This is a genomic window from Solibaculum mannosilyticum (assembly GCF_015140235.1).
GTDB lineage: Bacteria > Bacillota > Clostridia > Oscillospirales > Acutalibacteraceae > Solibaculum > Solibaculum mannosilyticum.
Genome location: NZ_AP023321.1, coordinates 1,603,565 through 1,629,682, shown reverse-complemented (window position 1 = coordinate 1,629,682; position 26,118 = coordinate 1,603,565). Strand labels below are relative to the sequence as shown.

Genomic DNA, 26,118 nt, shown 5'->3' with positions numbered 1-26,118 from the left:
GGGATAGAGTCGATTAGGAGGGGTTACCATGAAACGAAATTCAGCACGCATCTTATTTGGCCTGCTGTTTATCGGTTTAGCGGTATTTGTGGCAGGCAGTGCCTTTGGATGGTGGTCGGATCAAGTGATCCACGTGCTATCAGAGAGTTGGTGGACCTTGTTCATCATCGTGCCCGGCATTGCAGGCATCATATCATCGGGACCGAAATTTTGGAACCTACTCCTCATCGCCATCGGCGTTTGGCTGATGGCCGAAAGCAGCGGCCTTTTATCGGAAGGTCAGTCCAGTGCATTTTTCTGGGCGGTGGTCTTACTTCTGGTAGGTGCATGGCTACTAGTAGGATGGTTCTGGAAACCAAAACATCACGACAATCCACCATTATCACCGCCTCAGCCAGATGGGGCAGAGACATCAGCTTGGGAAAAAAGTATTGATGACCGTCCGGATTATATCGCTGTATTTAGCGGCCGCCAGCTTTCCAACTATAGTAAGAACTTGCAGGGCGGTAAAGCCACAGCAGTATTCGGCGGGTTGGAGATCAATATGAGAGATGCCGTACCGGTACAGGATATCACGTTGGAACTGACCACAATTTTCGGCGGTATCGATCTTTATGTTCCAAGCAGAGCACGCATTAAAGTGACGGGAACTCCGGTATTCGGCGGTTTTGACAGTATGTTTATACCGAATGACGATTCGTCCTTACCGCTCATCACGATCAAATGTACAGCAGTGTTTGGCGGCATTGATCTCAAATAAGTTGCTGTAAGGAAATCCCTTAGATCGACGAGGATCAAATAAAGTAGAAGGGCGCTGTCCGTCAGGGCGGCGCCCTATTCGTGAGAAAGCATCTTGAGGTATTCTCAAGATGAGCATTTCAATTGGCAAAGGTTGGAGGAACCGATGGCGAAAAGAAAGAATACCTACGATAACGAGAGCATCTCGGCTCTGAAAGGCGCAGATCGTGTACGCAAACGCCCGGCAGTCATCTTCGGATCGGACGGCTTGGAAGGCTGTCAACACTCTATTTTTGAGATCCTGTCCAATTCCATCGACGAGGCGAGAGAAGGATTCGGCAATCGTATTGTCATCACCCGGTACAGCGACCAGTCGGTAGAGGTAGAGGACTTTGGACGCGGTATCCCGGTGGACTTTAATACCCGTGAAAATCGATACAATTGGGAATTGGTTTTCTGTGAACTGTATGCCGGCGGCAAGTACAACAACGCTGATTCGGAAAGCTATGAGTTTTCTTTGGGACTCAATGGCCTGGGCCTGTGCGCCACCCAGTATTCTTCGGAATACATGGATGTGGAGGTCTATCGGGATGGCTTTCGATACAGTCTTCACTTTGAGCACGGTGAAAATGTCGGCGGACTCAAAAAGGAACCCACCAATAAAAAAACTACGGGTTCCCGCATTCGTTGGCGTCCGGATCTCCAGGTCTTTACAGACATCAATGTGCCGCTTTCTTACTACCAGGATATTATCAAGCGCCAGGCCATCGTCAATGAGGGCCTTACTTTTCTTTTGAGGGATCAGGTGGGACGCAAATTTGAGGAATACACCTATCTGTATGAACGCGGCATTGCCGACCATGTAGAGGAGCTGGCAGGAGAAGAGGCTATGACCGGCGTCCAAGTGTGGCAGACCGAACGTCAGGGCCGAGACCGGGCGGATAAACCTGAATATAAAGTAAAAATCAATGTAGCGCTGACATTCTCCAATAAAGTGAATGTAGCGGAGTACTACCACAATTCCAGCTGGCTGGAGTACGGCGGTGCGCCGGAAAAGGCAGTACGTTCGGCTTTTGTATCCCAGATCGACGCTTATCTTAAGCAAAATAGTAAATACAAACAAGGGGAGAGCAAAATCTCTTTCCAAGATGTAGCTGATTGTCTTATCATCGTCATTTCCTCCTTTTCCACACGGACGTCCTATGAAAACCAGACGAAGAAAGCCATTACCAATCGCTTTATCCAGGAAGCTATGACGGACTTCCTTCGCCATCAGCTGGAGGTCTATTTCATTGAAAATCCTCTGGATGCAGAAAAAATCGCCGCACAGGTTCTGGTAAACAAGAGGAGCCGGGAAGAAGCTGAGAAACTGCGCATCAGCAGTAAGAAGAAATTGTCGGGCAACTTGGATCTATCCAATCGGGTAGAAAAGTTTGTGGACTGCCGCAGCCGAGACGTGGGCGTGCGGGAACTGTACATCGTGGAGGGCGATTCAGCTTTAGGAGCCTGTAAACAGGCGAGGGACCCTGATTTCCAGGCTATTATCCCAGTCCGAGGGAAAATACTCAATTGTCTCAAAGCCGACTACAACCGTATTTTTAAAAATGACATTATTACAGATCTGTGTAAAGTATTAGGATGCGGAGTGGAAGTCCACACCAAAGCCAATAAAGATCTTTCTTCCTTTGACCTTGGTTCCCTGCGGTGGAATAAAGTCATCATCTGTACCGATGCCGATGTGGACGGCTTCCAGATCCGCACCCTGATTCTCACAATGCTGTATCGCCTAATGCCCACCCTCATCGAGGAGGGCAAGGTATTTATTGCAGAATCCCCGCTCTATGAGATCGGGACAAAAGATCAGACTTATTTTGCATATACAGAACAGGAAAAAGCCAAGGTGCTTCAGGAGATCGGGCAGGAACGGTATACGATCCAACGCTCCAAAGGTTTGGGCGAAAATGAGCCGGATATGATGAGTCTAACCACCATGAATCCCGCTACCCGCCGCCTCATCAAGGTAGAGCCCGATGACGCATTGCAAACAGCCGCAATGTTTGATTTGATGCTGGGTGACAACCTAAGTGGACGCAAGGATTATATCTCTCAAAACGGCGCCCAGTATTTAGAATTAGCCGATTTGTCTTAAAATGAAACGAGTTTAAAGGTAGGGGATCGCATTGCCACCGAGAAAACGGAGAACGACATCAAAAAAGTCAACTGTACAAATGCAGGGCGTTATCGAAGGGGCGGGGGAGGTGCGTCTCCAGCCCATCACGCAGACGCTGGAAACCAATTATATGCCCTATGCCATGAGCGTCATTGTCTCCCGCGCGCTGCCAGAGATTGACGGGTTCAAACCATCCCACCGCAAGCTCCTTTATACCATGTATAAGATGGGGCTTCTCACCGGTGCCCGCACGAAATCGGCCAACGTTGTAGGGGCCACTATGAAACTCAATCCCCATGGCGACAGCGCCATTTACGAAACCATGGTGCGTCTGGCACGGGGAAATGAAAGCCTGCTGCATCCTTATGTGGATTCCAAAGGCAACTTCGGCAAGGCCTATTCCCGGGATATGATGTACGCCGCTTCCCGCTATACAGAGGTGAAGCTGGACGCCATCTGTAAGGAGCTGTTTGGGGACATCGATAAGGACACCGTAGATTTTGTGGACAACTACGACAACACCATGAAAGAACCGACCCTGTTGCCTGCGGCCTTTCCCACCGTGCTTGTCAACGCCAATACAGGGATTGCCGTCAGTATGGCCAGTTCCATCTGTCCTTTCAATTTGCAAGAGGTATGCGAGACTACCATCGCCCTTCTCAAAAATCCGGAACACGAGATTGCCTCCACGCTGAAAGCGCCGGATTTTCCCGGCGGCGGACAGATTCTTTACAATCGGGACCAGTTGGATAAGATCTACAGCACGGGTCGAGGAGGGATCCGCGTCCGTGGGACGTATACTTACGATGCCGACAACCACTGTATTGACATCACACAAATTCCGCCCACCACTACCATCGAAGCCGTTATCGACAAGGTAGTGGATCTGGTCAAAGCGGGCAAGATGCGGGAGATCGCCGATATCCGCGACGAGACAGGATTGCCCGGCCTCAAGATCACTGTGGACTTAAAGCGCGGCGTGGATCCGGACAAACTCATGCGCAAGCTCTATCAGATGACGCCGCTGGAAGATACATTCTCTTGTAACTTTAATGTACTCATCGCCGGCATGCCCCGTGTCATGGGAGTACGGGAGCTGTTGAGCGAATGGATTGCCTTCCGTGTAGAATGCATCCGCCGCCGGACTCATTACGACCTGGTCAAGGCTCAGGATAAACTGCATTTGCTTCAGGGGCTTCAGAAGATCCTGTTGGACATTGATAAAGCCATTGCGATCGTCCGCCAGACCGAGGAAGAGAGTGAAGTAGTGCCCAATCTGATGATTGGATTCGGCATTGATCAGATCCAGGCCGAGTATGTAGCAGAGATCAAACTGCGCCATTTAAACCGGGAATATATCCTCAAACGCACGGCGGAGATCCAAGAACTGGAGAAGAAAATCCAAGAACTGCAGGCCATTCTGGACAGCAAGAAACTGGTCAAACGCATTATTGTAGATGAGTTAAAACAGGTGTCGGCACAGTATGGCCAGCCCAGGAAATCGGCCATTGTCTACGATGTGGACGAGGAAGAGATTGAAGAAGAGATCCCTGATTATGCGGTACACCTGTTCCTTACGAAAGAGGGATATTTTAAGAAGGTGACGCCTCAGTCGCTGCGCATGAGCGGGGATCACAAGTTAAAGGAAGGGGACGAGATCGCACAGGCGGTGGAGTCTACCAACAATGTGTCCCTTTTGTTCTTCACAGACCGGTGCCAGGTGTACAAAGCACACGCATTCGACTTTGACGATACAAAAGTCAGTCTCTTAGGGGATTATATCCCGGCAAAAATGGGGATGGACGAAGGGGAAAGGGTTGTCAAAATGGTGGTCACTCAGGACTACAGCGGCTTTTTACTCTTCTTCTTTGAGAATGGCAAAGCGGCGAAGGTGGAGCTTAATCGATATGAGACAAAGCAAAACCGCCGGAAACTGGTAGGCGCATATTCGGATAAATCCGTCTTGGTGGACATTCTCCACGGCTTGGAGGATGGAGAAGTACTGATGAAATCCACATCCTCCCGGATGCTGTTGCTGCATACCGGCGCTTTGACGCCAAAGGCTACAAGGGATACCCAAGGAGTCCAAGTCATGACCCAGCGGAAGGCACATCGACTGGAATCGGTGCGTCCTTTTGAGGAGGGAATGGTTCACAATGCCAATCGATATCGCGTCAAGAGTCTGCCGGCTATCGGAGCCCTGCCGGCTGCAGAGGATCTAGGAGAACAGCTGACTCTATAGGATGAAGGGCATTTAGAATAAGTCGTTTGCTGAAATGCAGACGGCTTATTTTTTTGGTAAAATTAGTATTTACTAATTGATAATTTTGCCGGATTGTGATATATTCTGAAATATAAGCATTATTTTAGTACAATCAAGCTGTAATAGATTGTTTAATCTTACCCCCTTATGAAAATCCAAAGGCATAAACGGATGAAACTTGTGCCTTTGGATTCCCATAAGGGAGATGTGACGGCCATGCCGAGCGGAAGCAAGGCGTTTGTGCATCAAAAAGGAGGATCCATAGTGAAAGTTGCACAATTGGTAAAAATTGCCACAGGGGGGGGGGATAACCTTTCCCTATTGAGCAAAATACCCAAATATAAACGGGGAAGACAAAGTTATACGGAATAGATACCTTCGAGATTTTTTACGGCATTGATCCGTAGGTATCTAGGAGAATCTTAAGAAATGCCGTAAAAATCTTTTAGGAGGAAACAGACATGAAAACCACAAAAAAATCTCTGATTGCCTGCGGACTGTCAGTACTGGTCTGCTGTGCACTGCTGGTCGGAACGACTTTTGCCTGGTTTACTGACAGCGTAACCAATAAAGGCAACCGGATCGAGGCAGGAAACCTGAAGGTCGACCTGCTGATGGATAAGGCTGAAGACGGCAACTATACAAGCATTGCAAACGGAACTGGAGACATTTTCAGTGAAGAAGCTGGAAATGGCATCAACTGGGAACCTGGCAAGACAGAGATCGTCTATCTGGCGGTACAGAACAAAGGCAGCCTGGCCATCAACTATAATTTGCTGCTGGATATCATAGATGGAGATCCTGGTTTAATTGGTTCGCTGGAATATGCAGTGCTGGACGGCAAAAAGGCAGCGGATGTCGATGCAAACTCCTGGGAGGAACTGGAGGCCATGGAAGGCGCCCAGGTAGGCGATATCCAAGCTGGACAGACAGTGGCTGCACCAAATGGCACATTAGATGAGATCGTCAATGGTGAAGAGAATGAGACCGATTACTTTGCCCTTGCTGTACATATGAAGGAAGATGCGGGCAATGAATATCAAAACGGCTCCATTACCATCGATATGACCTTGATTGCCAAGCAGGCCACAGCCGAACAGGATGGTTTTGGCAACAGCGATTATGATGAGAATGCCGGTTATCCAGCTTCTGTAGATGTGGCGGATATAGACTCCCTTGAGGATGCCCTGAATAACCCCGGCGTCCCTACCGAAATCAATGTGACACAGTCGATTACAGATGGAAAGAACCTGACTGTCACAGGTGACGTTACATTGAATTTAGGCAACAACACGCTCAATAGAGGATCAACGATCGTTGGTGCTGGCATCACCGTAGAAGATGGAGGCTCCATGACCATCAATGCTGTTGCCAATTCAGGCCTTGTCTATACTGCCGGCGCTCTTACTGCAGACGGCGGTACATTAACCGTTAACGGCGGCAACTACGGCGTTAGCGGATCTGGTGATGCACAGGTCACCGCCAAGAACGGAAGTGAGATTTATCTCAATTCAGGTAATTTCTCATGTTCTGGTTACCAAGGCCACGCTGTGATGGCTACCAGCGGATCCACCATTACCATTTCCGGCGGAAGCTATAGCGTCAGCGGCGCAGACAGTACGGCTCTGTATGCAGACGGTGGTACAATTGTAGTTGACAATTGTAAATTTAGTGCGATCAATGGAAAAAGATATGCCGTAGCCAACGGCGGACAGATTCTTGTCTCCAAAACATTTTCTCCCGATAAGCCTACCAGTGTTGCCGCCGGTAATGTTGTAACGGATAACGGAGACGGCTACTGGCTGATTGCTGAAAATTAAGCGGGGGATAACGTAGTCTTTTTCCCAAAAGCAAGACTGCTTCATACATAGCAAACTTAACATCCAACTACTATATGGATAAAAAAGCCGTCAATGTCTTTTAAAGACATTGACGGCTTTTCGTTCAATAAAGCAAACAATAAATATTAAGACAAACGTTTATGATTCGATTCTCTGGTAAGCATCATGTGACTAATTCCCTGGACACCTACCGCTACCATAATACAAAATAAGCCGAATAAAATAGGTGCATTGGCAATAGCGACCTCATGATACCCTTCAATACGGGTAAAAAAGAGATTGATATCAACCGATTGCTGCATTTGTAATGTTGTCATGCCGGACAAATTATGGAGGACCATAAACAGATACCATACAATGGTGCCAATAAAACAGACGCCTAATGTCCCATAAATCAGTCTTTTCCAAATGCGTATTTTTTTCTCCAATCTGTCTCACCCTCCTTTGGATGAGCTTATGATAACAGAAAATCAGATGTGAATCAAGCTCCACAATTTTCTTTGATGAATTTTCAGTTCATCCTGAAAAATACAACGTTTCCATTTTTATTTTACAGTATAAAACAAGTCTTCTTAGACCATACTAAAAAAGCGCTGAAAGTCTTTTTTCTGCGTTTGCAAGGCTTTCAGCGCAATGCCGCAGGGATGATGATACATTCCCTGCGGTTTTTTTGTTTTGTCATGAGGATCTATGGGTTAAGGTTCGGTCAATCCTTGGCCTCTTGCTATTTTTCACTACAAGTATCGGCATTAAGGCAGGAAAAAGGCGAATCCTTGATAGTCTGAAAATTAAATTGACTTAATTCATTTATTACCACTTGGGATAAATGATCAAAAAACTGATGGTATACACAGGTAGACTCCAAAGACTGGTTGCGCACACATTCATAATCCTCTGCAAGGCATCGACTGAAACGATAGGGGCCTTCCACTGCCTCAATGACATCCCGAAGAGTGATATCAATAGGTTCTCGAGCCAGGATATAACCGCCCTTAGCCCCCTTAAAAGACTGCACAATACCAGCTGTAACTAATTTGCGCAGGATTTTTAAAGAGAACCGGAGAGAGACATAAGTAGCTTCCGAAATGGATTGAGCATCCATACGGTGATCGCTGTGGACCAGACAATCCACGATTCGAATGGCGTAATCGGTTTCAAGAGTAATATACATGAGCAGCTCCCTTATAAATGACTAAAGTTCTAAAAAGGTTGTAAACGAACTACATTGGTCACATGAAAGAGGAGCCTCACCTGGCGATCGAGTAGCGGCAGAGCGTAGAGTGAAAGCGATAGTAGTATGAAAAGATAGCTTCTTAAGCTATCCGACCAATGCATAATATTTTGTAAGAAAAAAGCCTCGAAATTTTCTAGAAAACTTCGAGGCTATGGCGGAGAGGGCGGGATTTGAACCCGCGGTACGGTAACCCGTACACATGATTTCCAATCATGCTCCTTCGGCCACTCGGACACCTCTCCATCTACACTATTCAACTGTCGCCACGTATTTCTTTAACAATTTCTAGCTTTGTGGCGCTCAATTATTATACAAGGTTATCCAGAAAAAGTCAAGCGTTTTTTTGTTTTTTTTGCAGAAATGGAGAGAAAAAGAAAAGGCCTCGATTATGTGCAAATGTTATCCCGATTCTTGGCTAATGTTGCGTCACCGATACCTTTGACCAACACCAGTTCATCCACCGACTTAAATGGACCGTGTGCATTGCGATAGTCGATGATGGCTTGTGCTTTGACCTCACCAATACCGTTTAATTGCATCAATTCCTCTTTGGATGCAGTATTAATATTGATTTTCCCAGAAGAAACGGGATTCTTTGTTTCAGTGGAGGAAGAACTGGCCGGCGCTTCTGAAGAGACGACAGGGTCAGCTACAGAAGTTATCTCATCAGGTGTTTCAGAAGAGAAATTTGAAACCGGACTTTCCGATGATATACTGGAAGACTCAGATTCTTCTTCCTGCGAAGAGGAAATAGAAGAAGGAGAAGATGATGAATTGTAAGAAATCGGATAAGAGGTATCGCTGTGATTATAGTTGGTGTACACAATAGCGGATGCTCCAAGATTAGGAGACAACAAAGCATTATAAAGAATGACTGCCGCCACTAAGATACCTGCAGCGATCAGCAAGTAGGCCTCATGAAGAGTTTGCTTATCCATAAAGGTTCCTCAAATGCATCGATTAAAAATGTCTCGCCTAACCCAATAATCTTATTTATTATAGCAAATCAGAAAATAAAGGAAGAGGATATGTGAAAAATATTCTCCAAATGTGCAGACAAAAAAGAAGCCTCTCTTACACACAAAAGAGAGGCTTAAAACGATTACATCTACTTTATTCACTTAAAATTTTCTCTGCAGCAGCTAATTTGACACACAAACAGAAAAGTTCAGCCGCTGTTCTTAGTTCTTCCACCGACGGATAAGAGGGAGCCACACGGATATTACTGTCGTGAGGGTCGTTGCCGTAAGGATATGTAGCGCCTGCGCCCGTCAATACCACACCGGCCTCTTTGCACAACTGAACCACTCTCTTGGCACATCCTTCTGGCACATATACTGAAATGAAGTATCCGCCCTTGGGATTCTGCCAATGAGCCAGTTGGAGGGGAGCTAATTCGCGTTCCAAAGCCTCTTCTACCGCTTCAAATTTGGGACGAAGAATGGCTGCATGTTTGGCCATATGATCCAGTACGCCCTGAGCATCTTTGAAGAAACGGGCGTGACGAAGCTGATTGAGCTTGTCATGGCCGATGGTTTGCATGGCCATACGCTGTTTGATAAATTCGATGTTGGAACGGGAAGCGGCGATACATGCTACGCCAGCGCCGGCAAAACTGATCTTGGAGAAGGAGGAAAAAATCAGAGGCATATTGGGATTGCCGGCCTTCTCGCATTCCCGCAGAATATTGAGGATTGTGGCGGGTTTATCGTAAAGATAGTGGATGGCATAAGCATCGTCCCAGTAGATGCGGAAGTCGGAAGCGGCCGGCTTCAAATTAGCCATACGGAGAACGGTTTCATCCGAATAGACGATGCCATCGGGATTGGAGTACTTGGGAACGCACCAGATTCCTTTGATCATGGGATCGGACGATACCAAGCGTTCTACCTCGTCCATGTCCGGACCGGTTTCGGTCATGGCCACAGGAATCATCTGGATATGGAAATACTCACAAATACCAAAATGACGGTCATAGCCAGGGGAGGGGCACAAGAATTTAACCTCGCCCTGTTTGGACCACGGGATTCCATCCCGGACGCCGTGGGACATATTAGAGGAGACATTATCAAACATCATTGCCAGGCTGGAGTTTCCGCCTACGATGATCTCATCGGGGGAAAGATGCAGCAAATCGGCGAAGATGCGTTTCATTTCCGGGATGCCGTCCAAAGTACCATAATTGCGGCAGTCCACACCGTCCTCAGAGAAGTAATCGGTAGAGGAGAGGCAGTTGAACATACCATTAGACAAATCAGATTGTTCCACACTGGGTTTTCCACGGGCCATATTCAGCTTTAGATTTTTTGCTTGAAAGGCGGCATAAGCCGCATCCAGTAAACTCTTTTCCTTTTCAAGCTCTTGGCGACTCATTTGATGGTAGGCAGTCATGATCCCTCAATCTCCTTCATGATAATGAAATGCAAGACAGCATAAAGCCTTTCAGACTCTCCTATCATTTTAAACGATACACCAAGATTTTGCAAGTCATTTTTTAAAAACTTGCAAAACGCTTCTATGGGAGAGCTGAAAAACCCTATAAATATGGGATGAAACACCCAAAAACAGGACTGATTTTAGCTTAGATCCTGCAAAAAGAAAAGTTGGATCTGAAAAACGAAGAGAGGAATCCTTCATAAATGGATATTTTGCAGTGAAAAAAAGAGAACGGAAATCGTTTTTATTTTTACAGCCGGTCAAAAGAAGAGAAAATCAGATCAGAAAACAACCTTTTTTTGTAAAATCCTTGCATTCTTCTACTAGATGTGGTAAAATACTTTAGTATTGAAATGGATTTCAGGGGGAGGTAATAAGATGAGCGGATTGGATATTGCATTGGGCATTGTGCTGATGATCTTTGCTATCGCGATTATTGCTGTCGTTCTGCTGCAGGAGAGCCGTCAGGCTGGTCTTTCCGGTGTAATCGCCGGTGGCGCTGATTCTTTCCTGAGTAAGAATAAAGCACGTACTGCAGACGCAATTTTAGCCCGGATTACTAAGTTTATCGCAATTGCATTCTTTGTCTTGGTAATCGTCACAAACGTCTTGCTTGCAGTCCTTGGCTAAGGAAAATCTCTCGCATAGTAGGAAGCGGATTGGGAAAACCGATCCGCTTTTTTATGTGATCAACTAGCTGAATCAAAAAACACCAGCCGTAACTGCGGCTGGTGTTTTTTGAGATTTACGGTTATTCATCATCTTTGGCGGAACTCTGCTTGGGAAGATATTGGGAGGGGACATCATTAGCGACAATACCCAGCATACGAGCAGAGGTGTTTTTAAGGACAGTCAAAGCATCCAAAGCGGCATCCACACGGGTTTTGCCGTACCGCGCGACTAAAATAGAACAGTCGCATTTATTGGCCAAAGCGGCAGCATCGCCGTAGGAATTGACGCTCGGAGCATCGATGAGGATATAATCATACCGCCGGGATAAAATTTCCAACATCTCCAGCGTTACAGGACAGTCCAAAAGATCCGACGGCTTTTCCACATAGGTAGTGGCTGCACAGATGACATCCAGATAATCGGTCGAGGGGACAATGGCATCCGCAATGGAGCATTTGCCCAGGAGCACGTCGGCAAGGCCATAGACAGAATCCACGCGCAGCCGGGAACGGATATGAGAAGTGCGCATATCGGCATCGATGAGCAACACTTTATTGCCGGAGTCGGCCAGGGCGTTGGCAAGTCCGGACGCCACAACTGCACGGCCTTCCTGAACGTCCACACTGCACAGAAGAACCCGTTTCCCATCGCCGATTTGGGCACGGAAAGCAGCCCGAACGTTTCGGATGGATTCAGAGATCTGGCGGGAAGTGGGGCGCTGTCCAGCCGGAAGGATACCCAATAAATCCACCTTGGCTGTTTTACAGAAAAGACGGAAGTTGCGAATGGTGTAATCCTTAATCGACAGAAAAAAGATAACGGCCAAAAAGCAGATCAGACCTAATACGCCGCCGAAGAATCCCTTTTTCACTGCCGAGATTAATTTTCCTTTTGAAGAAGGGGTATCGGCTCTGTCCAGGACAGTGGCAGTGACAGGCGGGGAGGTATTGCGTCTCTGGATTTCTTCACAAGCTACCTGAGCCAAATTGTTAGCAGCATTGGCGGCACGGGTGGGGTCATTGTACGTGACGGTAATCTCAATGACATTGGATTCGTCCACACGGCTGACCTTTACCCCTTTGGAAAAGTCAGATACGCTTTTTGTAATTTTGCTTAAATCCATCGCCTGTTTTAAGACGTTGTCGCTTTGGATCAAAGCCACGCTGTTGCGGGCGATGGACTCTGAGATATCATTTTTATCCTTTTCCGCTTGGAGGCTGCCGTCGGTTTGGAGATTATTGACCAGTGAGATGGTAGAAGAAACGGTAACCGAAGTATCCAGTATCGTATAAGAGAGACCGGCCAACAGGGCAAATCCGACCACCACCGCAGCCACGGCAAAGAAAGACCGTTTTCGTGCCAAGGAATAAAAGGTAAACCAGTCGAAGATTCCTTTTTTCATGATGATCTCCTTACATCAGGGGATAAAATAGACAAATAAGGATTCCCAATCTAACGGGACGCACAAGGACACAAAAGCTCTTTCAATTCCGTTACCGATTGAGCCAGCTGCCCGGCTCCAGCCGATAGCAACTCGTCTTTGGAACCGTATCCATACAATACGCCGATAGAGGGGACGCCCACCGAACGGGCACCTTCCATATCGTACCGCCGGTCACCGATCATTACGGCTCGGCCGGCAGGCACATTCAGTTTGAATAAGGCATCCCGGATCAAAGGAGACTTGTCGGAATCCGCCTTGTCCAAAGCGGTGCCGCATACAGCATCGAACAAAGGGGCAATACCAAAATAACGCAGCACCTCTTCCACAAAAACCAAAGGTTTGGTGGAGGCAATGGCCAATTTAACGCCCTGTTTTTTCAGATGCTCTAAAAGAGGTTGAATGCCGTCGTATAGCCTGTTTTCATAGATGCCGGTGACGCGAAACCGTTGCCGGTATTTGTCCACCGCCTCGTCGGTTTTTTGATCGGAGAGATGGTAGAGAAGCTGGAACGTATCCCAAAGCGGCGGGCCAATGAAACTTTTCAGCCGGGAGACGTCTTTCTCCTCAATGCCTAAACTTTGCAAAGCGAACTGGACGCATTTGATGATGCCTTCTTGGGAATCGGTAATAGTACCATCCAAGTCAAACAAGACGGCCTCATACCGGCAGCTCATACGTTTGTCTTCCGTCCAGCGGATTTTTCCAAGAAGCGTTTGTTTTCGATGGAATAGCGTTCATGGACGCCATCGCCAATCAAACCGGCTTCGTCGTAGGCGCGCACGGAAAACAGCCAACGCCGGCCGTCGTTTTCGATTAGCTCAGCTTCTGCATATACGTTTGAGCCGATGGGAGTAGGGGCCATATGTTTGATGTTAATCATAGACCCGACCGTACTCCACCCCTCTTCCAAACAGGGTTGGACACATTTGGTAGCGGCACCTTCCATGATGGCGATCATACAAGGAGTGGCAAACACCGGCAATAATCCGCTGCCCATAGAAGCGGCGGTAAATTCCTCGGTGACTACAAGTTCATAGCGGGCTTTCATACCGATGACAGGTTGCTGCAAAGCAATCGTCTCCTTTCCTATCAAATAAAAATAAAGGGAATAAGAACCCTTTCTTATATTACCATTGAGCCTGTTTTTTCTCAACCACTATTTTTGACACAGATCGCCTATTTTAAAAGAAGATTGACGCAAAGGACATCACAAGAAAACTTTTTGTAAATGATTGGTCAAATAGTTGAAGATGCGGGCTTTTTGCGCTATACTATAAGGTAAACATTATACAATTTTACGCAAAAGAGGCATGCCTTGCCCGAAGGAGAGACCAGAATCCCCCCTCAAAGAAATGAGCGTGAAAAGCTCTGCATTTGCCCTGCCGGCAGCGGGGATATTTTGTAGAAGGATTCTATTTTCTATGAGAAACCACGGACGCGGCATGTGTTATCTTATCCTTGCCGGCGATATGCTGCTGGGCAGACAAGAATACTACAGCAATTTGACAGTTTAGTTTCCGGCATGGTACTAACATATGGAGGGGAAAATGGGTTTATACGATGGATTGACATGTCCGATTTGTTCCAAAGAATTTGAGGACGGTGACGATGTAGTAGTATGTCCCCAATGTGGCGCACCGCATCATCGCCAATGTTGGGTGCAGCATGGGGAATGCGCATTTGCGGCTGATCACGGTACGGAACACCAGTGGAAACGGCCCCGTCTCAAAAGTGAGGAACCTGATTCGGATGCGGAAAAAGAGGGGCTGCATTGTCCAAGATGCGGGTACCTCAATGACGATGGTACACTGTTTTGCATCAAATGCGGTATGCCTCTGCAAACGGGGAATGGACAAAAAAATACATCCAACAGTTCATCCTGGTCGGCAAGGGGGCCTGTAGTTCCCAATCCGTTGGGAGGGGTCAATCCCAACGAGACCATTGACGGTATTCCGGTAGGAGATATTGCGGCCTTTGTGGGGAATAATTCATATTACTATATTCCTCGTTTTGTAGCCATGGCCAAGGATAAGTCTAAAATCACAGTCAACTGGGCAGCTGCTCTCCTCATGCAAAATTGGGTTGCCTTCCGGAAGATGGGAGGCCTTTTCGCCATTGTAGCAGCGATTGTCACATTAATTAATATCCCGTCTTTTATTATAACGCTGGCCAGTTCTGTTATGATGATGCCCGATGTTGCGAATTATCAGACAATTTTATTCCAGCCCAGTAACGCTGTTATTGTAGCATCTTACATTATGCCATTCGTGGCATTGCTGATGCGGATTTTTCTGGCTTTATTCGGCAACCGGCTTTATATGAATTATGTGATCAAGAGGATTCATAAGCTAAAAGAGGCTCATCCTAACCCAATGGATTATCAGAATGCACTTCTGCAAAAGGGAGGTATCAGTTGGGCATTTCCCATCATTTACCTTGTGGTATTTTCTGTGGTCATAGGGATGATTTCTGTTGGCGTGACGTTCTCGCTCTTAACTTAAGAAAAAGGAGTTTTTGACATGGCTACCAAAATAAAGAAGGCGATTATTCCAGCAGCAGGATTGGGAACCCGAGTTCTTCCCATTACCAAGGCGCTTCCGAAAGAGATGTTGCCGATTGTAGATAAACCATCCATTCAGTACATTGTAGAGGAATGTGTTGCGGCAGGTATCGAGGATATTCTAATTATCTTAAACCGGGGCAAGACAGTGATTGAAGATCACTTTGACCGTGCGCCTGAACTGGAGCAACATCTTCAGAAGTCCGGAAAAGGGGATATTCTTGAGTCTGTGAAGGCCATCGCCAATATGGCGAATATTCACTTTATCCGCCAGAAGGAGACAAAGGGTTTAGGACATGCAGTATCCATGGCGAGGTCTTTTGTAGGGAATGAACCTTTTGCAGTTCTGTATGGAGACGATGTTATCATTGGAGAAGATCCTGCTATCGGACAGTTAGCTCGTGCATATGAAGAATATGGCCTTGGTGTAGTGGGAATCAAAGAGGTACCGGAGAAAGATATTGTACGGTATTCGTCGCTGAAGGTGGAGCCTCTTAAAGATAATATTTTCCGTGTCACTGATATGATTGAAAAGCCATCACCAGACAAGGTACTATCCTGCTATTCTATCTTAGGACGATGCATTTTACCTCCACAGGTCTTTGATATTTTAGAAAAGACTCAACCGGGTAGTGGGGGAGAAATTCAGTTGACGGATGCCATGCGACAACTGACTGTAGAGAAAAGCATGATCGGTGTAGACTACACAGGTGTACGATACGATATGGGCAATAAATTGAGCATTCTACAAGCTACTTGTGAAGTAGCTTTAAAACATCCTGAAGTAGGAGAAGCGTTCCGAATTTATCTGAAAAATTTGGCGAAAAATCTTTAAAAAAGTGTTGACAAAGTGCCTTCACTGCGATATAATAATCAAGCACCTTACGGCTGAGGTGCTTGAAATAAGCGGATATGGCGGAATTGGCAGACGCGTTAGATTCAGGTTCTAATGGATGCAAGTCCATGCAGGTTCAAGTCCTGTTATCCGCACCAAAGAAAAAGACCACGAGAAGCCTAGTAAAATGGGCGTTCATGTGGTCTTTTGTTTTGCCCGGAAATTATTTGAGAGAACAGGGAGTTGCATCACTACGACACTACTACGACAGTTGTACCTCATTTCAATCCATGCTCCCTAGAAGAGAGCGACTCGCTGCCGGACAAAAAGATGGGAGGAACCCAGGATATTTCGATCCACGCTCCCTAGAAGGGAGCGACCAAATATCATAGCCGCCACGATCATGGCAAGGATATTTCAATCCACGCTCCCTAGAAGGGAGCGACCCAGCATGACCGGACAAGTCCCTGACTTAATACATTTCAATCCACGCTCCCTAGAAGGGAGCGACTTGGGAATACCAGAGAGATTGGTGGAAATAAGAGAATTTCAATCCACGCTCCCTAGAAGGGAGCGACGTCCAGGGACTAGGTCTCTATTATCCCACGATCCCTATTTCAATCCACGCTCCCTAGAAGGGAGCGACATTCGCTGCATGATAGTCATTTGTCCTTCCCCAAATTTCAATCCACGCTCCCTAGAAGGGAGCGACAGCAAAAAGGGAGAAAGTAGAGACATATCTTAGAAAAAAAGAAAGCAACCTATACAAATATAATCCGTTTGATAAAGTAGAGGTTGAAAAGGATAGAACAAAGTGAACTACAATAAAGTGCGAGAACATAGGGGATTCTATGATAACTCATAGTTCGCACTAGAAAGAGTAAAGAGGCAAAAAGATATGAATAAAGTCCCTTTTAAATCCAATATAGCATAGCTTGCAGGAGATTCCAAGAAAATATAAAAAATTGTTCTATATTATTTTGATATGCAAAAAAGCCCGCCCCGGTCAGACGATCGGAAGCGGGCCTTGCTATGTGTTACTGAGTCTTGGTTAGGTTGAGCCTGTGCAGGAGATCGGAAAGATAGTTGCTACCTCGGCTGATGAGGATACCGGTCAGGATACACCCTACCCAGGAATAAGTCACGTTGATAGATAAGGCCGTAAAGATGTTTGCACCCGTCACAAGTGCAAGTAAGATCCCGATCCCCACGGCGCATAATTGTGTGATGCCGGTCTTCACATCCCCCTCGGTGAACACCTTCACGATGGTCTTGACGTACTCCACCAGCCCTTCTACCAACACGGCTACGGCGATTAACAATGCGATTGTCTCCATTATACATCACTCCTCTGATAACTTGTATTGCGGTGTGCGGCATCGGCCAGGAATCCTTCGATGTCCTCGATGCCTTGAGAGACAGGGCCGTTACAGCCCATCTCTCTCAGCCCCTTGAGGCTTGCCAGCACACCTGTGATGATGATTTCGTTTTCCTGGGCAGTGCGGTCAAGGTCCCGCTGCTGACGCTTGTTCCAGGATTCCAGGTTCTCGATGCGCTCCACCAGCTTGTTGACGCTCTTGACGCACACCACCACCGGGGTAACGATGGCGGTAATGGCGGTAACGATAGCCGCCAGCCATTGCAGATCGATGGTCATAAATTCCTCCTGAATTGGACATAGAAAAGCGCGCCTCCGAAGAGACACGCCATGGACGGTATTATGCAGAATGCAGGCACAGAAGTCGGAAGGTTTCACGGCCTTTGGGTGTGATCAACAGCTGTGTCCCTGACCATTGTGTTTTCTCGTTGTAACATTCCTTCAAAACAAACAGGTCGTCAGCGTATTGGGCGTAGGGTTGGAGTTTACCTTTTTTATCTCGGTAAAGGTATTTCATAGCGATGAGGGCGGACACAAAGGTTTTTTCCTTCACTCCCAGTTCCTTAGCTGTTTCCCGGATGCCTGTATTGAGATTGCGGTCTACCAAATCATCAAAGTAGTCGGCCTTGGGCTTCATGATGGCGTTATCCACCGTCAAGGCGGAGTTGGCAATTTCCAGGGCCTTGCGCTTGTCCTGCTCGTCCTTGAGGGCGGTACACAACTTAATCATGGTATCGGGGTTCAGGATAGCCGCCTCTAAGGTTTCCGGGGTCATGTAGGCTCCATGCTTGCGGATGGAGGGGAGGACTTCGTGAGTGATCCAGCGCTTAAAATTTTTAGCCCCTTGCTTTCGGCTGCCAAGCACGAGAGAATATAGGCCGGGTTCATTGACATAGTTAGCTTCGTGGCCACCCTCATTTGAAATGAGGGTACATTCATCATCGTCTAGTCTAGTAAGAGCTTGTGTTGGATTCCCAATGTCTAACGCTCGGCACACATCCACGGCCATAAACCAGGCATCACCTTCGTGCTCTATAGCTCGAATTTCTCCAAATTCGGGATTTCTAAAAATTTGTAATTCTTTCATGCAAAAGCCTCCTTAGCAAGTTTCATAGCATAACGAAAACCCATAACAAAGCCATTCTGCTCGTGGGCAATGGCTAGGTTCATGATTCTTTTGTCAAGGTCATCAATAACTTTGGGATCAATAGTCTTTTTCAAGTTTATCAAGGAAACATTTATACCCGCTCGATTTTTCTTAATACGCACAGTCTCGTTACTGTAGATGTATTCGTCCTGTTCTGTGTATTCGGCGTACAATTTTTCAATTCTGGTCATTGTAATCGACTCCTTTTCGTGATAAAATAGGAGTAGCAGGGAAGCTAATCTTATTTGCTTGGGGATAGATCCTTGCTGTTAGTGGTTAGCTATTGTGAGTAGCTAGCCACTCTTTTTTGTATTGTTCGAAGAGTTTCCGTTGCTGTTCTTTGGTGAGCTTTTGGAATTCTTTGAACTTCATCGGCGGCTCCTTTCCGCCTCCCTGCTACAACTATATTATAATACGTTTTGCGTAATATGTCAATACGTTTAAAGTAATTATTTTGTTATTTTGCGTAATTTATTTACTTGTTTCGTATTGACTTATTACGAATTGCGTTATATAATATAACTAGAAGGAAGGTGAAGAGGTGCCATTGAAATTTAAGCTTAAGGTGCTTTTGGCAATGAAGGGAATGACGCAAAAAAAACTTGCGGAATTGACAGGTATCCGTCCTCCCACAATATCTGCCATTTGTACAAACTCCATCAAAGAATTGCCGGTAGGGGTAATAGAAAGAATTTGTCAGGCTCTTGATTGTCAGCCCGGCGACATAATGGAATACGTACCAGATGAAGAATAAGCAAAAGAGAAGGGTGTCCTCAGAGCGGGGCACCCTTTGTCTTTATGTTCACGCCTTGGTGATGCCAGAGAGAGGAACCCAGGAGGCGATGCCGTCGGGATACCCCAGGAGTGCCTTATCGCCCTTGATCTGGCTGACCTTGTGGGTGGTATTCTTGACCCAGGAGGGGATGGACTGGCCGGTAGAGTAAGTGCTGCAGGTGATGCGGACGGTATCGCCCACAGCAATGGAGCTGGATGCAGTACCGCTGGAACTGCCGCCCATGATCTCATTAACCTTGGCCTGGACAGCGGCATAGTCATAACCGGCTGCGGTAAGACGCTCCTTACGTTCGGAACCATTGCCCCATTTGCCAGCGATGACTTCCTGTGCGATTTCATCCACGCTCTTGGAGGGAGCAGCCGGAGCGGAATCATCGGAATATCCGCCGGGGATCTTAAGCACCTGGCCCACCTTGATGACATTGGGGTTATCGATGCCGTTGAGGGCGGCAATCTCCTTGTAGCGGGATGCGTCCCCCAGCAGGGACTTGGCGATGCCGGTCAGAGTGTCGCCATACTGGACGGTGTAGGTGCTGCCGGAGCCGCTGGAATTACCGGACATATATCCCTGTACCATGTCCAGGAACCGCTGCCAGCCCATATCAAGGGTGCGGTGAGGGCAGTACTTGCCACTATAATCCTGGTGCTTAGTCACCTTATCAATGCCCCAGCCGCGCTCCTTGAGCAACTGGGCGATTAACTCAGCGGCGTTGCGCTCGGCGGCCTCGAATTTCGCGCCGCCGGACTTGCTGTAGCAGATTTCGATGGCGATACCCTGCCGGTTGCCCGTGCCGTTGGCCCCGTCGCCTGCATGCCAGGCGTTGCGGTCAAGGGGGACTCCCTGCACAGCCTCGATGTCGTCCACGGCGATGTGGAAGGATACCTGCTTGTTGTTGCCCTGCATATACTTGATCTCATTACGTGCGCTGGCGTCGTTGGCGGTGTTATGTACCACAATCCTGGTAGGGGTCATGGTATGAGGGCACTTGATGCTGTACATGTTTTGGGGCATTTCCATTTTTACAACGTTCATTTGATTTCCTCCTAAAAAAATGGGTATCAAAAACGCGCCCTGCAATAAGGCGCGATTCAAATAAATATTAAATCTAAACAAAACAAATCAAATACGAACAATTATGCTGTCTCCCAATTTTGCGGGTATTGGTCTGGGGTATAGACGTTGTTGTCTACTTTTGAGCGATACAATAGATCTTTCCGCCACCCCAATTCGTTTTTGGAAAAGGCCTTTCCGAAAGTAATCACTTCTGGAATGATTCGGATCCCATCTTTGTACTCAAGATCCTCCCATAAGTTGGGCGCATGATCTGGATCTTGATCTTCCCTGTCGTATAAGTCAACTGCGGCCCGTTTTATTTTGCCGTCCCAATTGATGCGTGTACCATTGGGGATAAGCCCCCCAGTATACCGCATCCTACGGCATGCATCGGGGGCAGTCGATATGGTCTTGTCGTCCAGGCTGTCCACCCCCTGTACCAATACGGCGCGCAGGGAGCGGGCTTGTTGTTCCGTCATGGCGTACCTCCTGTGATGATGCCGAGGGCCTGTTCTGCGGAGAGTTCCCCGCCAGTTTGGGTGGTGTCGATGATCTCATACCAGCCGTCTGCCACGTTTGTATCAATGCAGGGATAGGTGTCTATGCCGTCCAGTGTGACCAACATGCCGTCCCCAGCAATGATGCGGTACATGAAGGTGTATTCTCCATCCGGCTTGCTAGGAGACACCGTAACCCCACCATCAGTGCGCATATAGCGATATAACGGTACAATCTGCAATCCTATTCCTCCTTGTAATTGTAAATAATGGTTGCATTGGTTGCTCCCCAAGGTGCTCCGGATACCGCTTTTTCGGCCCACGGTACTTTGATTTCCGTGAGATTAGTACATTTATTGAATGCAGAGGAGGGAATACTAGACAGGGTGCTCCTGAACGTCAACGATGTTAGCCCAACGCACTCGTTGAATGCATAGTTGCCTATACTGGCCAGATTACTTGGTAGGCTAGTCAAGGCAAGGCTGGTACAGTTGGCAAGGGCGTAGGTATCAATGGCCGTTATGCTATCCGGGAGGCTGGTCAGGGCGAGAGTGGCACAACTACGGAATGCCGAATCACTAAGAATCGTTACAGCATCCGCGAAGGTGAGGGTGGTCAAACGCCATGGCTTCTCTCTAAGGCAGTAGAAGGCGTACTCGGAGACGGTTGTTCCGTACCAGGTGCCGTCCGTGATATATCCATTTTCATCCCATTCGCTCGGTACAAAGCCAATGGATGGAGGTTCTGGCCCGCCCTGTATACCCCGGATTTCATCAGGCATTTGTACCGGGGTCATTTGTTCGGATTTGCCAGTCTTTTCACGGACAGCATCCCCGATATTAATCAACGTTTGGCCGTCAATCACATATTTCAAAATGCGGTCACCTCCGCTTGCGGCAAGGCTTCCAGTACGTCCTGGACAATTTCCTGCTTGTCTGATTCTGTCCAGTAATCGACGCCCTTTACAGGCGTTTTGCCGTCTTTCCCAGCAGGGCCGGTAGCGCCATCAATGCCGTCCTTGCCCGCCGGGCCGGGTTCCCCTTGGGGCCCGGTATCGCCCTTTGGCCCCTGGGGACCTTGCGGGCCAGTGGGCCCAATATCACCGGTGTCTCCCTTATCGCCTTGTGGCCCGACGAAGCCTTGGGCAGTAACGCCCGTGTCGGTATCGCCTATATACCAGTGACCGTTATCACCAATATGAGGAGAGACGCCGTCCTGGCCGGCAGGCCCTTGGTCACCTTTCTCGCCCTGCGGTCCAGGATCTCCTTTAGGCCCTTGAGGCCCAGTTTCTCCGACGTCTCCCTTCAGACCCGCCGGGCCCCTCTCACCAGGCGCTCCATCCTGCCCGGCAGGTCCACGCTCTCCAGGGGCGCCGTCTTTGCCGGGATCCCCCTTGTCGCCCTTTGGGCCCTGCTCACCTTGCGGCCCGGCGGGTCCAGGATCCCCCTTATCGCCTTTTGGGCCCTGCGGCCCTTCTGGCCCAGGGGTACCCGTCCCATTCTCTTCCAGATCCTCGATCCGTGCACCGTAGTCCTGTAGGATGGTGGGATACTGCTGGGCAATCTCACCGTCCACATCGGGCACGTCGACAACACGCAATTCCGCAGTATAGGTCTTGGCGACAAGGTCTGTGTTACGTTCCCAAGCATAATACAAGATCACCTTGCCCTGTGCAGCAGTCGTGTTGCGGGTAATAGTCCATTGAGCAATGTAGCCGTCGTCGGAAGGGATCATCTCCAACGGGATCTTGTCCACGTCACCGCGGTCGTTGCAGGTACAGGCGTACATAGTGCAGCCATCAAGATCGGCATCTCCAATACGTGACGGTATCGTGACGGCTACAACATTGGCATTGTGCTCGCCCTCTACCGGGGAGGACGGTGCATGGACAGTCACAGTGCGGCCCGGTGATATGCTGCAGGTAATCATCCTATCGCCTCCATCATTTCCACCGCCCTATGGCTATCATGGTATAGGTCACCATCTTCCAGGCTGTGGAACTCCCGTCCAAATTGTAGAACCATACATTAGTGGTCGCAGTATAGTTACAGTCAGCACATGCTACCATATCGTAAGGCCGGGCGACATTAACAACAGCCGTATAATTGTTGTCCGCAAACTCTTGGGGGAAGGTTACAACGATACCGTCGGTTTCTATAACTTGGTCGGTTCTGCGGATAGAGCAGATCATAGTACCGTCCGGGTATTTAATCCAAGTTCCCCGATCGTTGCTTCCGCTGGTCACCGATGGATAGATTTGCTCCCAGTCGCTCCAGATCTTGGAGTTATAGCGCCGCATCCAGATGCAACCCTCATTTTGGCAGATGTAATATTGATAGGCTTTTCCCTCGGCGAATACACACATGAGACATCCGGAGGCTTTCACAGGATAATGGCGATCGGTAGTAGCGTTGGAGGTATAGTTTTGGATATAGATACCGGTTGTTTGGATATCGTCCAAATCCTCAGTCGTGAGATTTGTCTTAACCGACAGGGACTTTTCTTCTAATTTGTTGATGTTATTTTGTAGATTTGTCGCCTGGTTTTCGTCCAAAGTGTTCTCCAAATTCTCGAACCACTGTTCGAAGATTGCTGTGTATTGGTCTAATACACTATCTGCTTCCACCTGTTGTAATACACCTACAGATATCCCACACACACTACTGTCTAGCCGAGTGTCCTTGATATCTGCCTGAGTAATAGATGTTGCCCCAGCAACAACCTTGATTTCGGCAATTTTAAGATCATAGTATTCATTGTTGCGCACAATAGATGGGGGTGGTGCAGATGAGCTAGGCGTACCAGTTAATATCACAGCATGGATTTCTCTTGTCGCCTTATCTCTACGTATCACTACTGCGTCTGTTCGTGGCAACGATCCGCTTGCTGTGGGCAATGTCAATGTTAGAGGAGCAGTGTTGTCATATCCCTTGCCCTCAATACAGGCTCGTCCGGTGTTAACCACAACAGATAGTCCTGTACCTGGGGTTACATGTAAGCATTGATCCTCTGTAGGGTGGATTCCCGTCCCCACAAAATAGCCAATTAATCGGGCAATGTCCTCATCCGTGTATTCACGGTCGCCGTTGACGTCGGGCCAAAAATAGCTTTTTTCCGCCAAAAATATCACCTCAAATTTCGATTTTATCCGGATATGGAGTGCCTAAAACCGGGACAATCTGTTGTACACCGTTTTCGTAAATTTCTTCGATTTCTGTAATCCTAACAGTCATTGCGATGTCCCACTTTTGTTTACCACAACTGACGATATCACCTAGATCCCATTTTGTTCGATACCCCTGGCCAACAGTCTCTTCTATAGTGGCTTCCATATTTTCCACAATAACACTTTCAGCCAGCTTAACCGCTCCAGCTTCGGCCAATATTTTCCGGTATTCGTCATCGGTGATACCATCAGCTCGGTTGCTCTTGGCATCGACCCATAGTTCCCGACGATCAAGTCCTTGGGCATCTCCTATTGATACCATAATTCGATCGTTTCCTTCGCCTTCTCCACCAACTAATGCATAGTTTTTATAAGCTGCTGCGTTGTATTGATAGGTAGACGATTTCAGATTATCGTATTCATCGGAGAACATCATTCGCGGCCGGTCTGATTGGAGGAATGATCGGTCCAACCCTTGATATGTCTCAAATACTAGAGATTTTCTATGAAAATCGGCCCGAACGCGGAATCCAATAGAGCTAATTGTGGACAGATTCTCCAGATAGGTCAACAAGTTCTTGTAAGATACCTGGAATTCGCATTGTTCGGCGAATCCATTGAGGGTCCCTAGTTCTAGCAATGGGATAATCCGGGTCGCATCGGTAGGAGAGATGCAGTTTTCGTTTACAAGGCGGCGCATGGCCGCCTCTACTGTCCCAGATATGTTGGTGATTGTATGGACAATGCGCCGATCGAAATAGCTGGACAGAAACCGGCCGGTTACCGCAATGGTTTCCCCGCCGTCCATACTGTCCTCCATGGTGACCCCTTCAATCACCCCAGATTCTACCGCATCTCCACGTGCAATGATATTCTCCGGCGCTAAGATCTTTTGATTTTTTGAGGTCACTGCACAATGTAGTTCCATTTCACCGGTGCTGTAATATTTTCTCCGCCAGCGTAAGGAAGAAAATGTATCGATCACGCCCAAAAAATTCAGTTGAGGGTTAAATACATAGAGCTCCAAAAATTACACCTCCCAATAGGCAGGCGTAAAATAGATTGATACGCTGAGGTTGTCCGCGCCGCTCTCTGCATCATATTTCAGGACATTATCACCTTCCCGCAATTGTATCCACGTGGATGTGTAGTCCCAATATTGATTGATTTCGGTCTGTTGACCATTGCGGATCAGAGCGACTTCCTTATTTCCCATGTGAGTGGTGACAATAATCTGATCACCAATCCCCATGTCGACGGAAATCCGCATAGTCTCTCCGGTATCGACATTAAGCAATGACGGATTGGATACAGACGCATTTGCCACCATGCGCACTTTCATTCCTACGGCTACATCGCCAGGGTTGTATACGTTAGTAATCAGACTGTTGACCTTTTGGCCAACCGTAAATGGGTTATGTAACCTTAGGGGGAATGTAATATTCCCACGCCACGTGGACAAATCTGCCTGTTGTTCTTCCAGCGCCTCAAAAAATGGATTGGGACAGATTAGAGATGCCGTCACCGCTTTCACAACGGTGTTGCTGTCGGCAAGGCTGAGGGATTCAAGGTAGTAGTTAATTTTTCGAACGGTGTTGCCGTGGAAATAATACAAGGTACCCTTATCATTAGGGCGCAAAACAGAGCATAGATAGTCCCAATTGTCCACAAAATTTCCGCAGATTCCAATAGACAACAAGATATTGCGCTTTTCCGCCGTGGTACCTGTGTAAATTTCTCCGTCCTGATAAGCGCCTTTGCTGGTGTAGACTGTAAATTGTGGAGATCCAATGCCGTCTACGCTTGTCAACCAATAGGGCTTTTGGTATCCAATGGTGATTCGTTGGCCCTTGGAGTTTTCACAGATGATTTTTCGTCTTATGGACAT

General features: G+C 47.7%; 27 protein-coding genes, 2 tRNA genes and 1 CRISPR repeat array. Of the genes, 9 read left to right on the top strand and 20 right to left on the bottom strand.

Going from position 1 to position 26,118, the window contains the following annotated elements; translation table 11 throughout:
• Positions 1-28: 28 nt before the first annotated feature.
• The 4 genes from C12CBH8_RS07815 (at position 29) to C12CBH8_RS07800 (ending at position 6,991) form a co-directional block, all read left to right on the top strand.
• Positions 29-760, top strand: a complete 732-nt coding sequence (locus C12CBH8_RS07815; protein WP_090264173.1) for a LiaF transmembrane domain-containing protein — start codon at positions 29-31, stop codon at positions 758-760.
• 144 nt (positions 761-904) lie between these two features.
• Positions 905-2,887 (top strand): DNA gyrase/topoisomerase IV subunit B, encoded by a 1,983-nt coding sequence (locus C12CBH8_RS07810; RefSeq protein WP_090264171.1) that lies wholly within the window; start codon positions 905-907, stop codon positions 2,885-2,887.
• Positions 2,888-2,966: 79 nt separating this feature from the next.
• On the top strand, positions 2,967-5,150 hold the full coding sequence (locus tag C12CBH8_RS07805) for a DNA gyrase subunit A (protein WP_090264170.1): 2,184 nt from the start codon (positions 2,967-2,969) through the stop codon (positions 5,148-5,150).
• A 482-nt stretch (positions 5,151-5,632) separates the two neighbouring features.
• Positions 5,633-6,991 (top strand): SipW-dependent-type signal peptide-containing protein, encoded by a 1,359-nt coding sequence (locus tag C12CBH8_RS07800; RefSeq protein ID WP_215532943.1) that lies wholly within the window; start codon positions 5,633-5,635, stop codon positions 6,989-6,991.
• Between the two features lie 146 nt (positions 6,992-7,137).
• Here C12CBH8_RS07800 and C12CBH8_RS07795 read toward each other — a convergent pair whose 3' ends face one another.
• The 5 genes from C12CBH8_RS07795 to C12CBH8_RS07775 form a co-directional block, all read right to left on the bottom strand.
• Positions 7,138-7,440 carry a hypothetical protein gene (locus C12CBH8_RS07795; RefSeq protein ID WP_090264166.1) on the bottom strand — a complete coding sequence of 101 codons (303 nt, stop codon included), beginning with the start codon at positions 7,438-7,440 and terminating at the stop codon, positions 7,138-7,140.
• 296 nt (positions 7,441-7,736) lie between these two features.
• Positions 7,737-8,183, bottom strand: a complete 447-nt coding sequence (locus C12CBH8_RS07790; protein ID WP_099322392.1) for an RrF2 family transcriptional regulator — start codon at positions 8,181-8,183, stop codon at positions 7,737-7,739.
• Positions 8,184-8,398: 215 nt separating this feature from the next.
• Positions 8,399-8,488, bottom strand: a tRNA-Ser gene (locus C12CBH8_RS07785).
• Between the two features lie 144 nt (positions 8,489-8,632).
• Entirely contained in the window at positions 8,633-9,184 is a 552-nt protein-coding gene (locus C12CBH8_RS07780) for a ComEA family DNA-binding protein (RefSeq protein WP_215532942.1), read from the bottom strand.
• Positions 9,185-9,359: 175 nt separating this feature from the next.
• Complete coding sequence (locus tag C12CBH8_RS07775; protein WP_090264161.1) at positions 9,360-10,637, bottom strand: aspartate aminotransferase type Ic; 1,278 nt, start codon at positions 10,635-10,637, stop codon at positions 9,360-9,362.
• A gap of 423 nt (positions 10,638-11,060) precedes the next feature.
• Here C12CBH8_RS07775 and secG point away from each other — a divergent pair, with 423 nt between their 5' ends.
• A complete protein-coding gene (secG, locus tag C12CBH8_RS07770; RefSeq protein ID WP_090264159.1) occupies positions 11,061-11,312 on the top strand; it encodes a preprotein translocase subunit SecG in 252 nt (83 codons plus the stop codon).
• A gap of 121 nt (positions 11,313-11,433) precedes the next feature.
• On the opposite strand, the gene C12CBH8_RS07765 is transcribed toward secG, so the two are convergent.
• The 3 genes from C12CBH8_RS07765 to C12CBH8_RS07755 are packed head-to-tail and all read right to left on the bottom strand — an operon-like array spanning position 11,434 to position 13,867.
• Positions 11,434-12,756: a polysaccharide biosynthesis tyrosine autokinase gene (locus C12CBH8_RS07765; RefSeq protein ID WP_099322391.1), complete on the bottom strand. Its 1,323-nt coding sequence runs from the start codon at positions 12,754-12,756 to the stop codon at positions 11,434-11,436.
• Between the two features lie 50 nt (positions 12,757-12,806).
• Positions 12,807-13,472 (bottom strand): HAD hydrolase-like protein, encoded by a 666-nt coding sequence (locus C12CBH8_RS07760; protein WP_215532941.1) that lies wholly within the window; start codon positions 13,470-13,472, stop codon positions 12,807-12,809.
• On the bottom strand, positions 13,469-13,867 hold the full coding sequence (locus C12CBH8_RS07755; protein ID WP_246441390.1) for a thioesterase family protein: 399 nt from the start codon (positions 13,865-13,867) through the stop codon (positions 13,469-13,471). The genes C12CBH8_RS07760 and C12CBH8_RS07755 overlap by 4 nt, the downstream gene beginning before the upstream one ends.
• Positions 13,868-14,345: 478 nt before the next feature.
• Between C12CBH8_RS07755 and C12CBH8_RS07750 the strand changes: the two genes are divergently transcribed.
• The 3 genes from C12CBH8_RS07750 to C12CBH8_RS07740 all read left to right on the top strand — a co-directional run bounded on the left by C12CBH8_RS07750 (position 14,346) and on the right by C12CBH8_RS07740 (position 16,351).
• Positions 14,346-15,299 carry an RING finger protein gene (locus C12CBH8_RS07750; RefSeq protein WP_159461181.1) on the top strand — a complete coding sequence of 318 codons (954 nt, stop codon included), beginning with the start codon at positions 14,346-14,348 and terminating at the stop codon, positions 15,297-15,299.
• 18 nt (positions 15,300-15,317) lie between these two features.
• Positions 15,318-16,193: a UTP--glucose-1-phosphate uridylyltransferase GalU gene (gene galU, locus C12CBH8_RS07745; RefSeq protein ID WP_090264153.1), complete on the top strand. Its 876-nt coding sequence runs from the start codon at positions 15,318-15,320 to the stop codon at positions 16,191-16,193.
• A 71-nt stretch (positions 16,194-16,264) separates the two neighbouring features.
• Positions 16,265-16,351, top strand: a tRNA-Leu gene (locus C12CBH8_RS07740).
• 122 nt (positions 16,352-16,473) lie between these two features.
• Positions 16,474-16,905: direct repeats of the CRISPR family, unit length 32 nt; unit sequence ATTTCAATCCACGCTCCCTAGAAGGGAGCGAC.
• Positions 16,906-17,230: 325 nt separating this feature from the next.
• Here the strand turns inward: C12CBH8_RS07740 and C12CBH8_RS07735 are convergent.
• The 4 genes from C12CBH8_RS07735 to C12CBH8_RS07720 form a co-directional block, all read right to left on the bottom strand.
• Positions 17,231-17,530, bottom strand: coding sequence for a hypothetical protein (locus tag C12CBH8_RS07735; protein WP_215532940.1), 300 nt, complete (start codon positions 17,528-17,530; stop codon positions 17,231-17,233).
• Positions 17,530-17,850: a hypothetical protein gene (locus C12CBH8_RS07730; RefSeq protein ID WP_215532939.1), complete on the bottom strand. Its 321-nt coding sequence runs from the start codon at positions 17,848-17,850 to the stop codon at positions 17,530-17,532. Before C12CBH8_RS07730 ends, C12CBH8_RS07735 begins: the two co-directional genes overlap by 1 nt.
• A 61-nt stretch (positions 17,851-17,911) precedes the next feature.
• The gene (locus C12CBH8_RS07725) at positions 17,912-18,658 is read right to left on the bottom strand and encodes a BRO family protein (protein WP_215532938.1); all 747 of its coding nucleotides are present in this window, start codon (positions 18,656-18,658) and stop codon (positions 17,912-17,914) included.
• Positions 18,655-18,909 carry a hypothetical protein gene (locus tag C12CBH8_RS07720; RefSeq protein WP_147625204.1) on the bottom strand — a complete coding sequence of 85 codons (255 nt, stop codon included), beginning with the start codon at positions 18,907-18,909 and terminating at the stop codon, positions 18,655-18,657. The genes C12CBH8_RS07725 and C12CBH8_RS07720 overlap by 4 nt, the downstream gene beginning before the upstream one ends.
• Positions 18,910-19,265: 356 nt before the next feature.
• Between C12CBH8_RS07720 and C12CBH8_RS07715 the strand changes: the two genes are divergently transcribed.
• Positions 19,266-19,472, top strand: coding sequence for a helix-turn-helix domain-containing protein (locus C12CBH8_RS07715; protein ID WP_246441388.1), 207 nt, complete (start codon positions 19,266-19,268; stop codon positions 19,470-19,472).
• Positions 19,473-19,520: 48 nt separating this feature from the next.
• Here the strand turns inward: C12CBH8_RS07715 and C12CBH8_RS11885 are convergent, their stop codons facing one another.
• From C12CBH8_RS11885 to C12CBH8_RS07670, 8 genes are all read right to left on the bottom strand, one after another.
• Positions 19,521-20,546 (bottom strand): N-acetylmuramoyl-L-alanine amidase, encoded by a 1,026-nt coding sequence (locus C12CBH8_RS11885; protein ID WP_246441386.1) that lies wholly within the window; start codon positions 20,544-20,546, stop codon positions 19,521-19,523.
• 101 nt (positions 20,547-20,647) lie between these two features.
• On the bottom strand, positions 20,648-21,046 hold the full coding sequence (locus C12CBH8_RS07700) for a hypothetical protein (RefSeq protein ID WP_215532937.1): 399 nt from the start codon (positions 21,044-21,046) through the stop codon (positions 20,648-20,650).
• Complete coding sequence (locus tag C12CBH8_RS07695; RefSeq protein WP_215532936.1) at positions 21,043-21,306, bottom strand: hypothetical protein; 264 nt, start codon at positions 21,304-21,306, stop codon at positions 21,043-21,045. Before C12CBH8_RS07695 ends, C12CBH8_RS07700 begins: the two co-directional genes overlap by 4 nt.
• A 2-nt stretch (positions 21,307-21,308) precedes the next feature.
• Complete coding sequence (locus tag C12CBH8_RS07690) at positions 21,309-21,929, bottom strand: leucine-rich repeat domain-containing protein (RefSeq protein ID WP_246441800.1); 621 nt, start codon at positions 21,927-21,929, stop codon at positions 21,309-21,311.
• A gap of 5 nt (positions 21,930-21,934) precedes the next feature.
• Positions 21,935-22,993 (bottom strand): collagen-like domain-containing protein, encoded by a 1,059-nt coding sequence (locus C12CBH8_RS07685; protein ID WP_215532935.1) that lies wholly within the window; start codon positions 22,991-22,993, stop codon positions 21,935-21,937.
• Between the two features lie 13 nt (positions 22,994-23,006).
• The gene (locus tag C12CBH8_RS07680; RefSeq protein WP_215532934.1) at positions 23,007-23,690 is read right to left on the bottom strand and encodes a pyocin knob domain-containing protein; all 684 of its coding nucleotides are present in this window, start codon (positions 23,688-23,690) and stop codon (positions 23,007-23,009) included.
• 505 nt (positions 23,691-24,195) lie between these two features.
• Positions 24,196-25,257 (bottom strand): siphovirus ReqiPepy6 Gp37-like family protein, encoded by a 1,062-nt coding sequence (locus C12CBH8_RS07675; RefSeq protein WP_215532933.1) that lies wholly within the window; start codon positions 25,255-25,257, stop codon positions 24,196-24,198.
• A 3-nt stretch (positions 25,258-25,260) separates the two neighbouring features.
• Positions 25,261-26,118, bottom strand: a complete 858-nt coding sequence (locus C12CBH8_RS07670; RefSeq protein ID WP_215532932.1) for a phage tail family protein — start codon at positions 26,116-26,118, stop codon at positions 25,261-25,263.

Excerpts from the sequence above, each read along its gene's own strand:
- C12CBH8_RS07815 (WP_090264173.1), top strand. The coding sequence starts at position 29 with ATGAAACGAAATTCAGCACGCATCTTATTTGGCCTGCTGTTTATCGGT.
- C12CBH8_RS07810 (WP_090264171.1), top strand. The coding sequence starts at position 905 with ATGGCGAAAAGAAAGAATACCTACGATAACGAGAGCATCTCGGCTCTG.
- C12CBH8_RS07805 (WP_090264170.1), top strand. The coding sequence starts at position 2,967 with ATGCAGGGCGTTATCGAAGGGGCGGGGGAGGTGCGTCTCCAGCCCATC.
- C12CBH8_RS07800 (WP_215532943.1), top strand. The coding sequence starts at position 5,633 with ATGAAAACCACAAAAAAATCTCTGATTGCCTGCGGACTGTCAGTACTG.
- C12CBH8_RS07790 (WP_099322392.1), bottom strand. The coding sequence starts at position 8,183 with ATGTATATTACTCTTGAAACCGATTACGCCATTCGAATCGTGGATTGT.
- C12CBH8_RS07780 (WP_215532942.1), bottom strand. The coding sequence starts at position 9,184 with ATGGATAAGCAAACTCTTCATGAGGCCTACTTGCTGATCGCTGCAGGT.
- C12CBH8_RS07775 (WP_090264161.1), bottom strand. The coding sequence starts at position 10,637 with ATGACTGCCTACCATCAAATGAGTCGCCAAGAGCTTGAAAAGGAAAAG.
- secG (WP_090264159.1), top strand. The coding sequence starts at position 11,061 with ATGAGCGGATTGGATATTGCATTGGGCATTGTGCTGATGATCTTTGCT.
- C12CBH8_RS07765 (WP_099322391.1), bottom strand. The coding sequence starts at position 12,756 with ATGAAAAAAGGAATCTTCGACTGGTTTACCTTTTATTCCTTGGCACGA.
- C12CBH8_RS07760 (WP_215532941.1), bottom strand. The coding sequence starts at position 13,472 with ATGAGCTGCCGGTATGAGGCCGTCTTGTTTGACTTGGATGGTACTATT.
- C12CBH8_RS07750 (WP_159461181.1), top strand. The coding sequence starts at position 14,346 with ATGGGTTTATACGATGGATTGACATGTCCGATTTGTTCCAAAGAATTT.
- galU (WP_090264153.1), top strand. The coding sequence starts at position 15,318 with ATGGCTACCAAAATAAAGAAGGCGATTATTCCAGCAGCAGGATTGGGA.
- C12CBH8_RS07735 (WP_215532940.1), bottom strand. The coding sequence starts at position 17,530 with ATGGAGACAATCGCATTGTTAATCGCCGTAGCCGTGTTGGTAGAAGGG.
- C12CBH8_RS07730 (WP_215532939.1), bottom strand. The coding sequence starts at position 17,850 with ATGACCATCGATCTGCAATGGCTGGCGGCTATCGTTACCGCCATTACC.
- C12CBH8_RS07725 (WP_215532938.1), bottom strand. The coding sequence starts at position 18,658 with ATGAAAGAATTACAAATTTTTAGAAATCCCGAATTTGGAGAAATTCGA.
- C12CBH8_RS07720 (WP_147625204.1), bottom strand. The coding sequence starts at position 18,909 with ATGACCAGAATTGAAAAATTGTACGCCGAATACACAGAACAGGACGAA.
- C12CBH8_RS11885 (WP_246441386.1), bottom strand. The coding sequence starts at position 20,546 with ATGAACGTTGTAAAAATGGAAATGCCCCAAAACATGTACAGCATCAAG.
- C12CBH8_RS07700 (WP_215532937.1), bottom strand. The coding sequence starts at position 21,046 with ATGACGGAACAACAAGCCCGCTCCCTGCGCGCCGTATTGGTACAGGGG.
- C12CBH8_RS07685 (WP_215532935.1), bottom strand. The coding sequence starts at position 22,993 with ATGATTACCTGCAGCATATCACCGGGCCGCACTGTGACTGTCCATGCA.
- C12CBH8_RS07670 (WP_215532932.1), bottom strand. The coding sequence starts at position 26,118 with ATGTCCATAAGACGAAAAATCATCTGTGAAAACTCCAAGGGCCAACGA.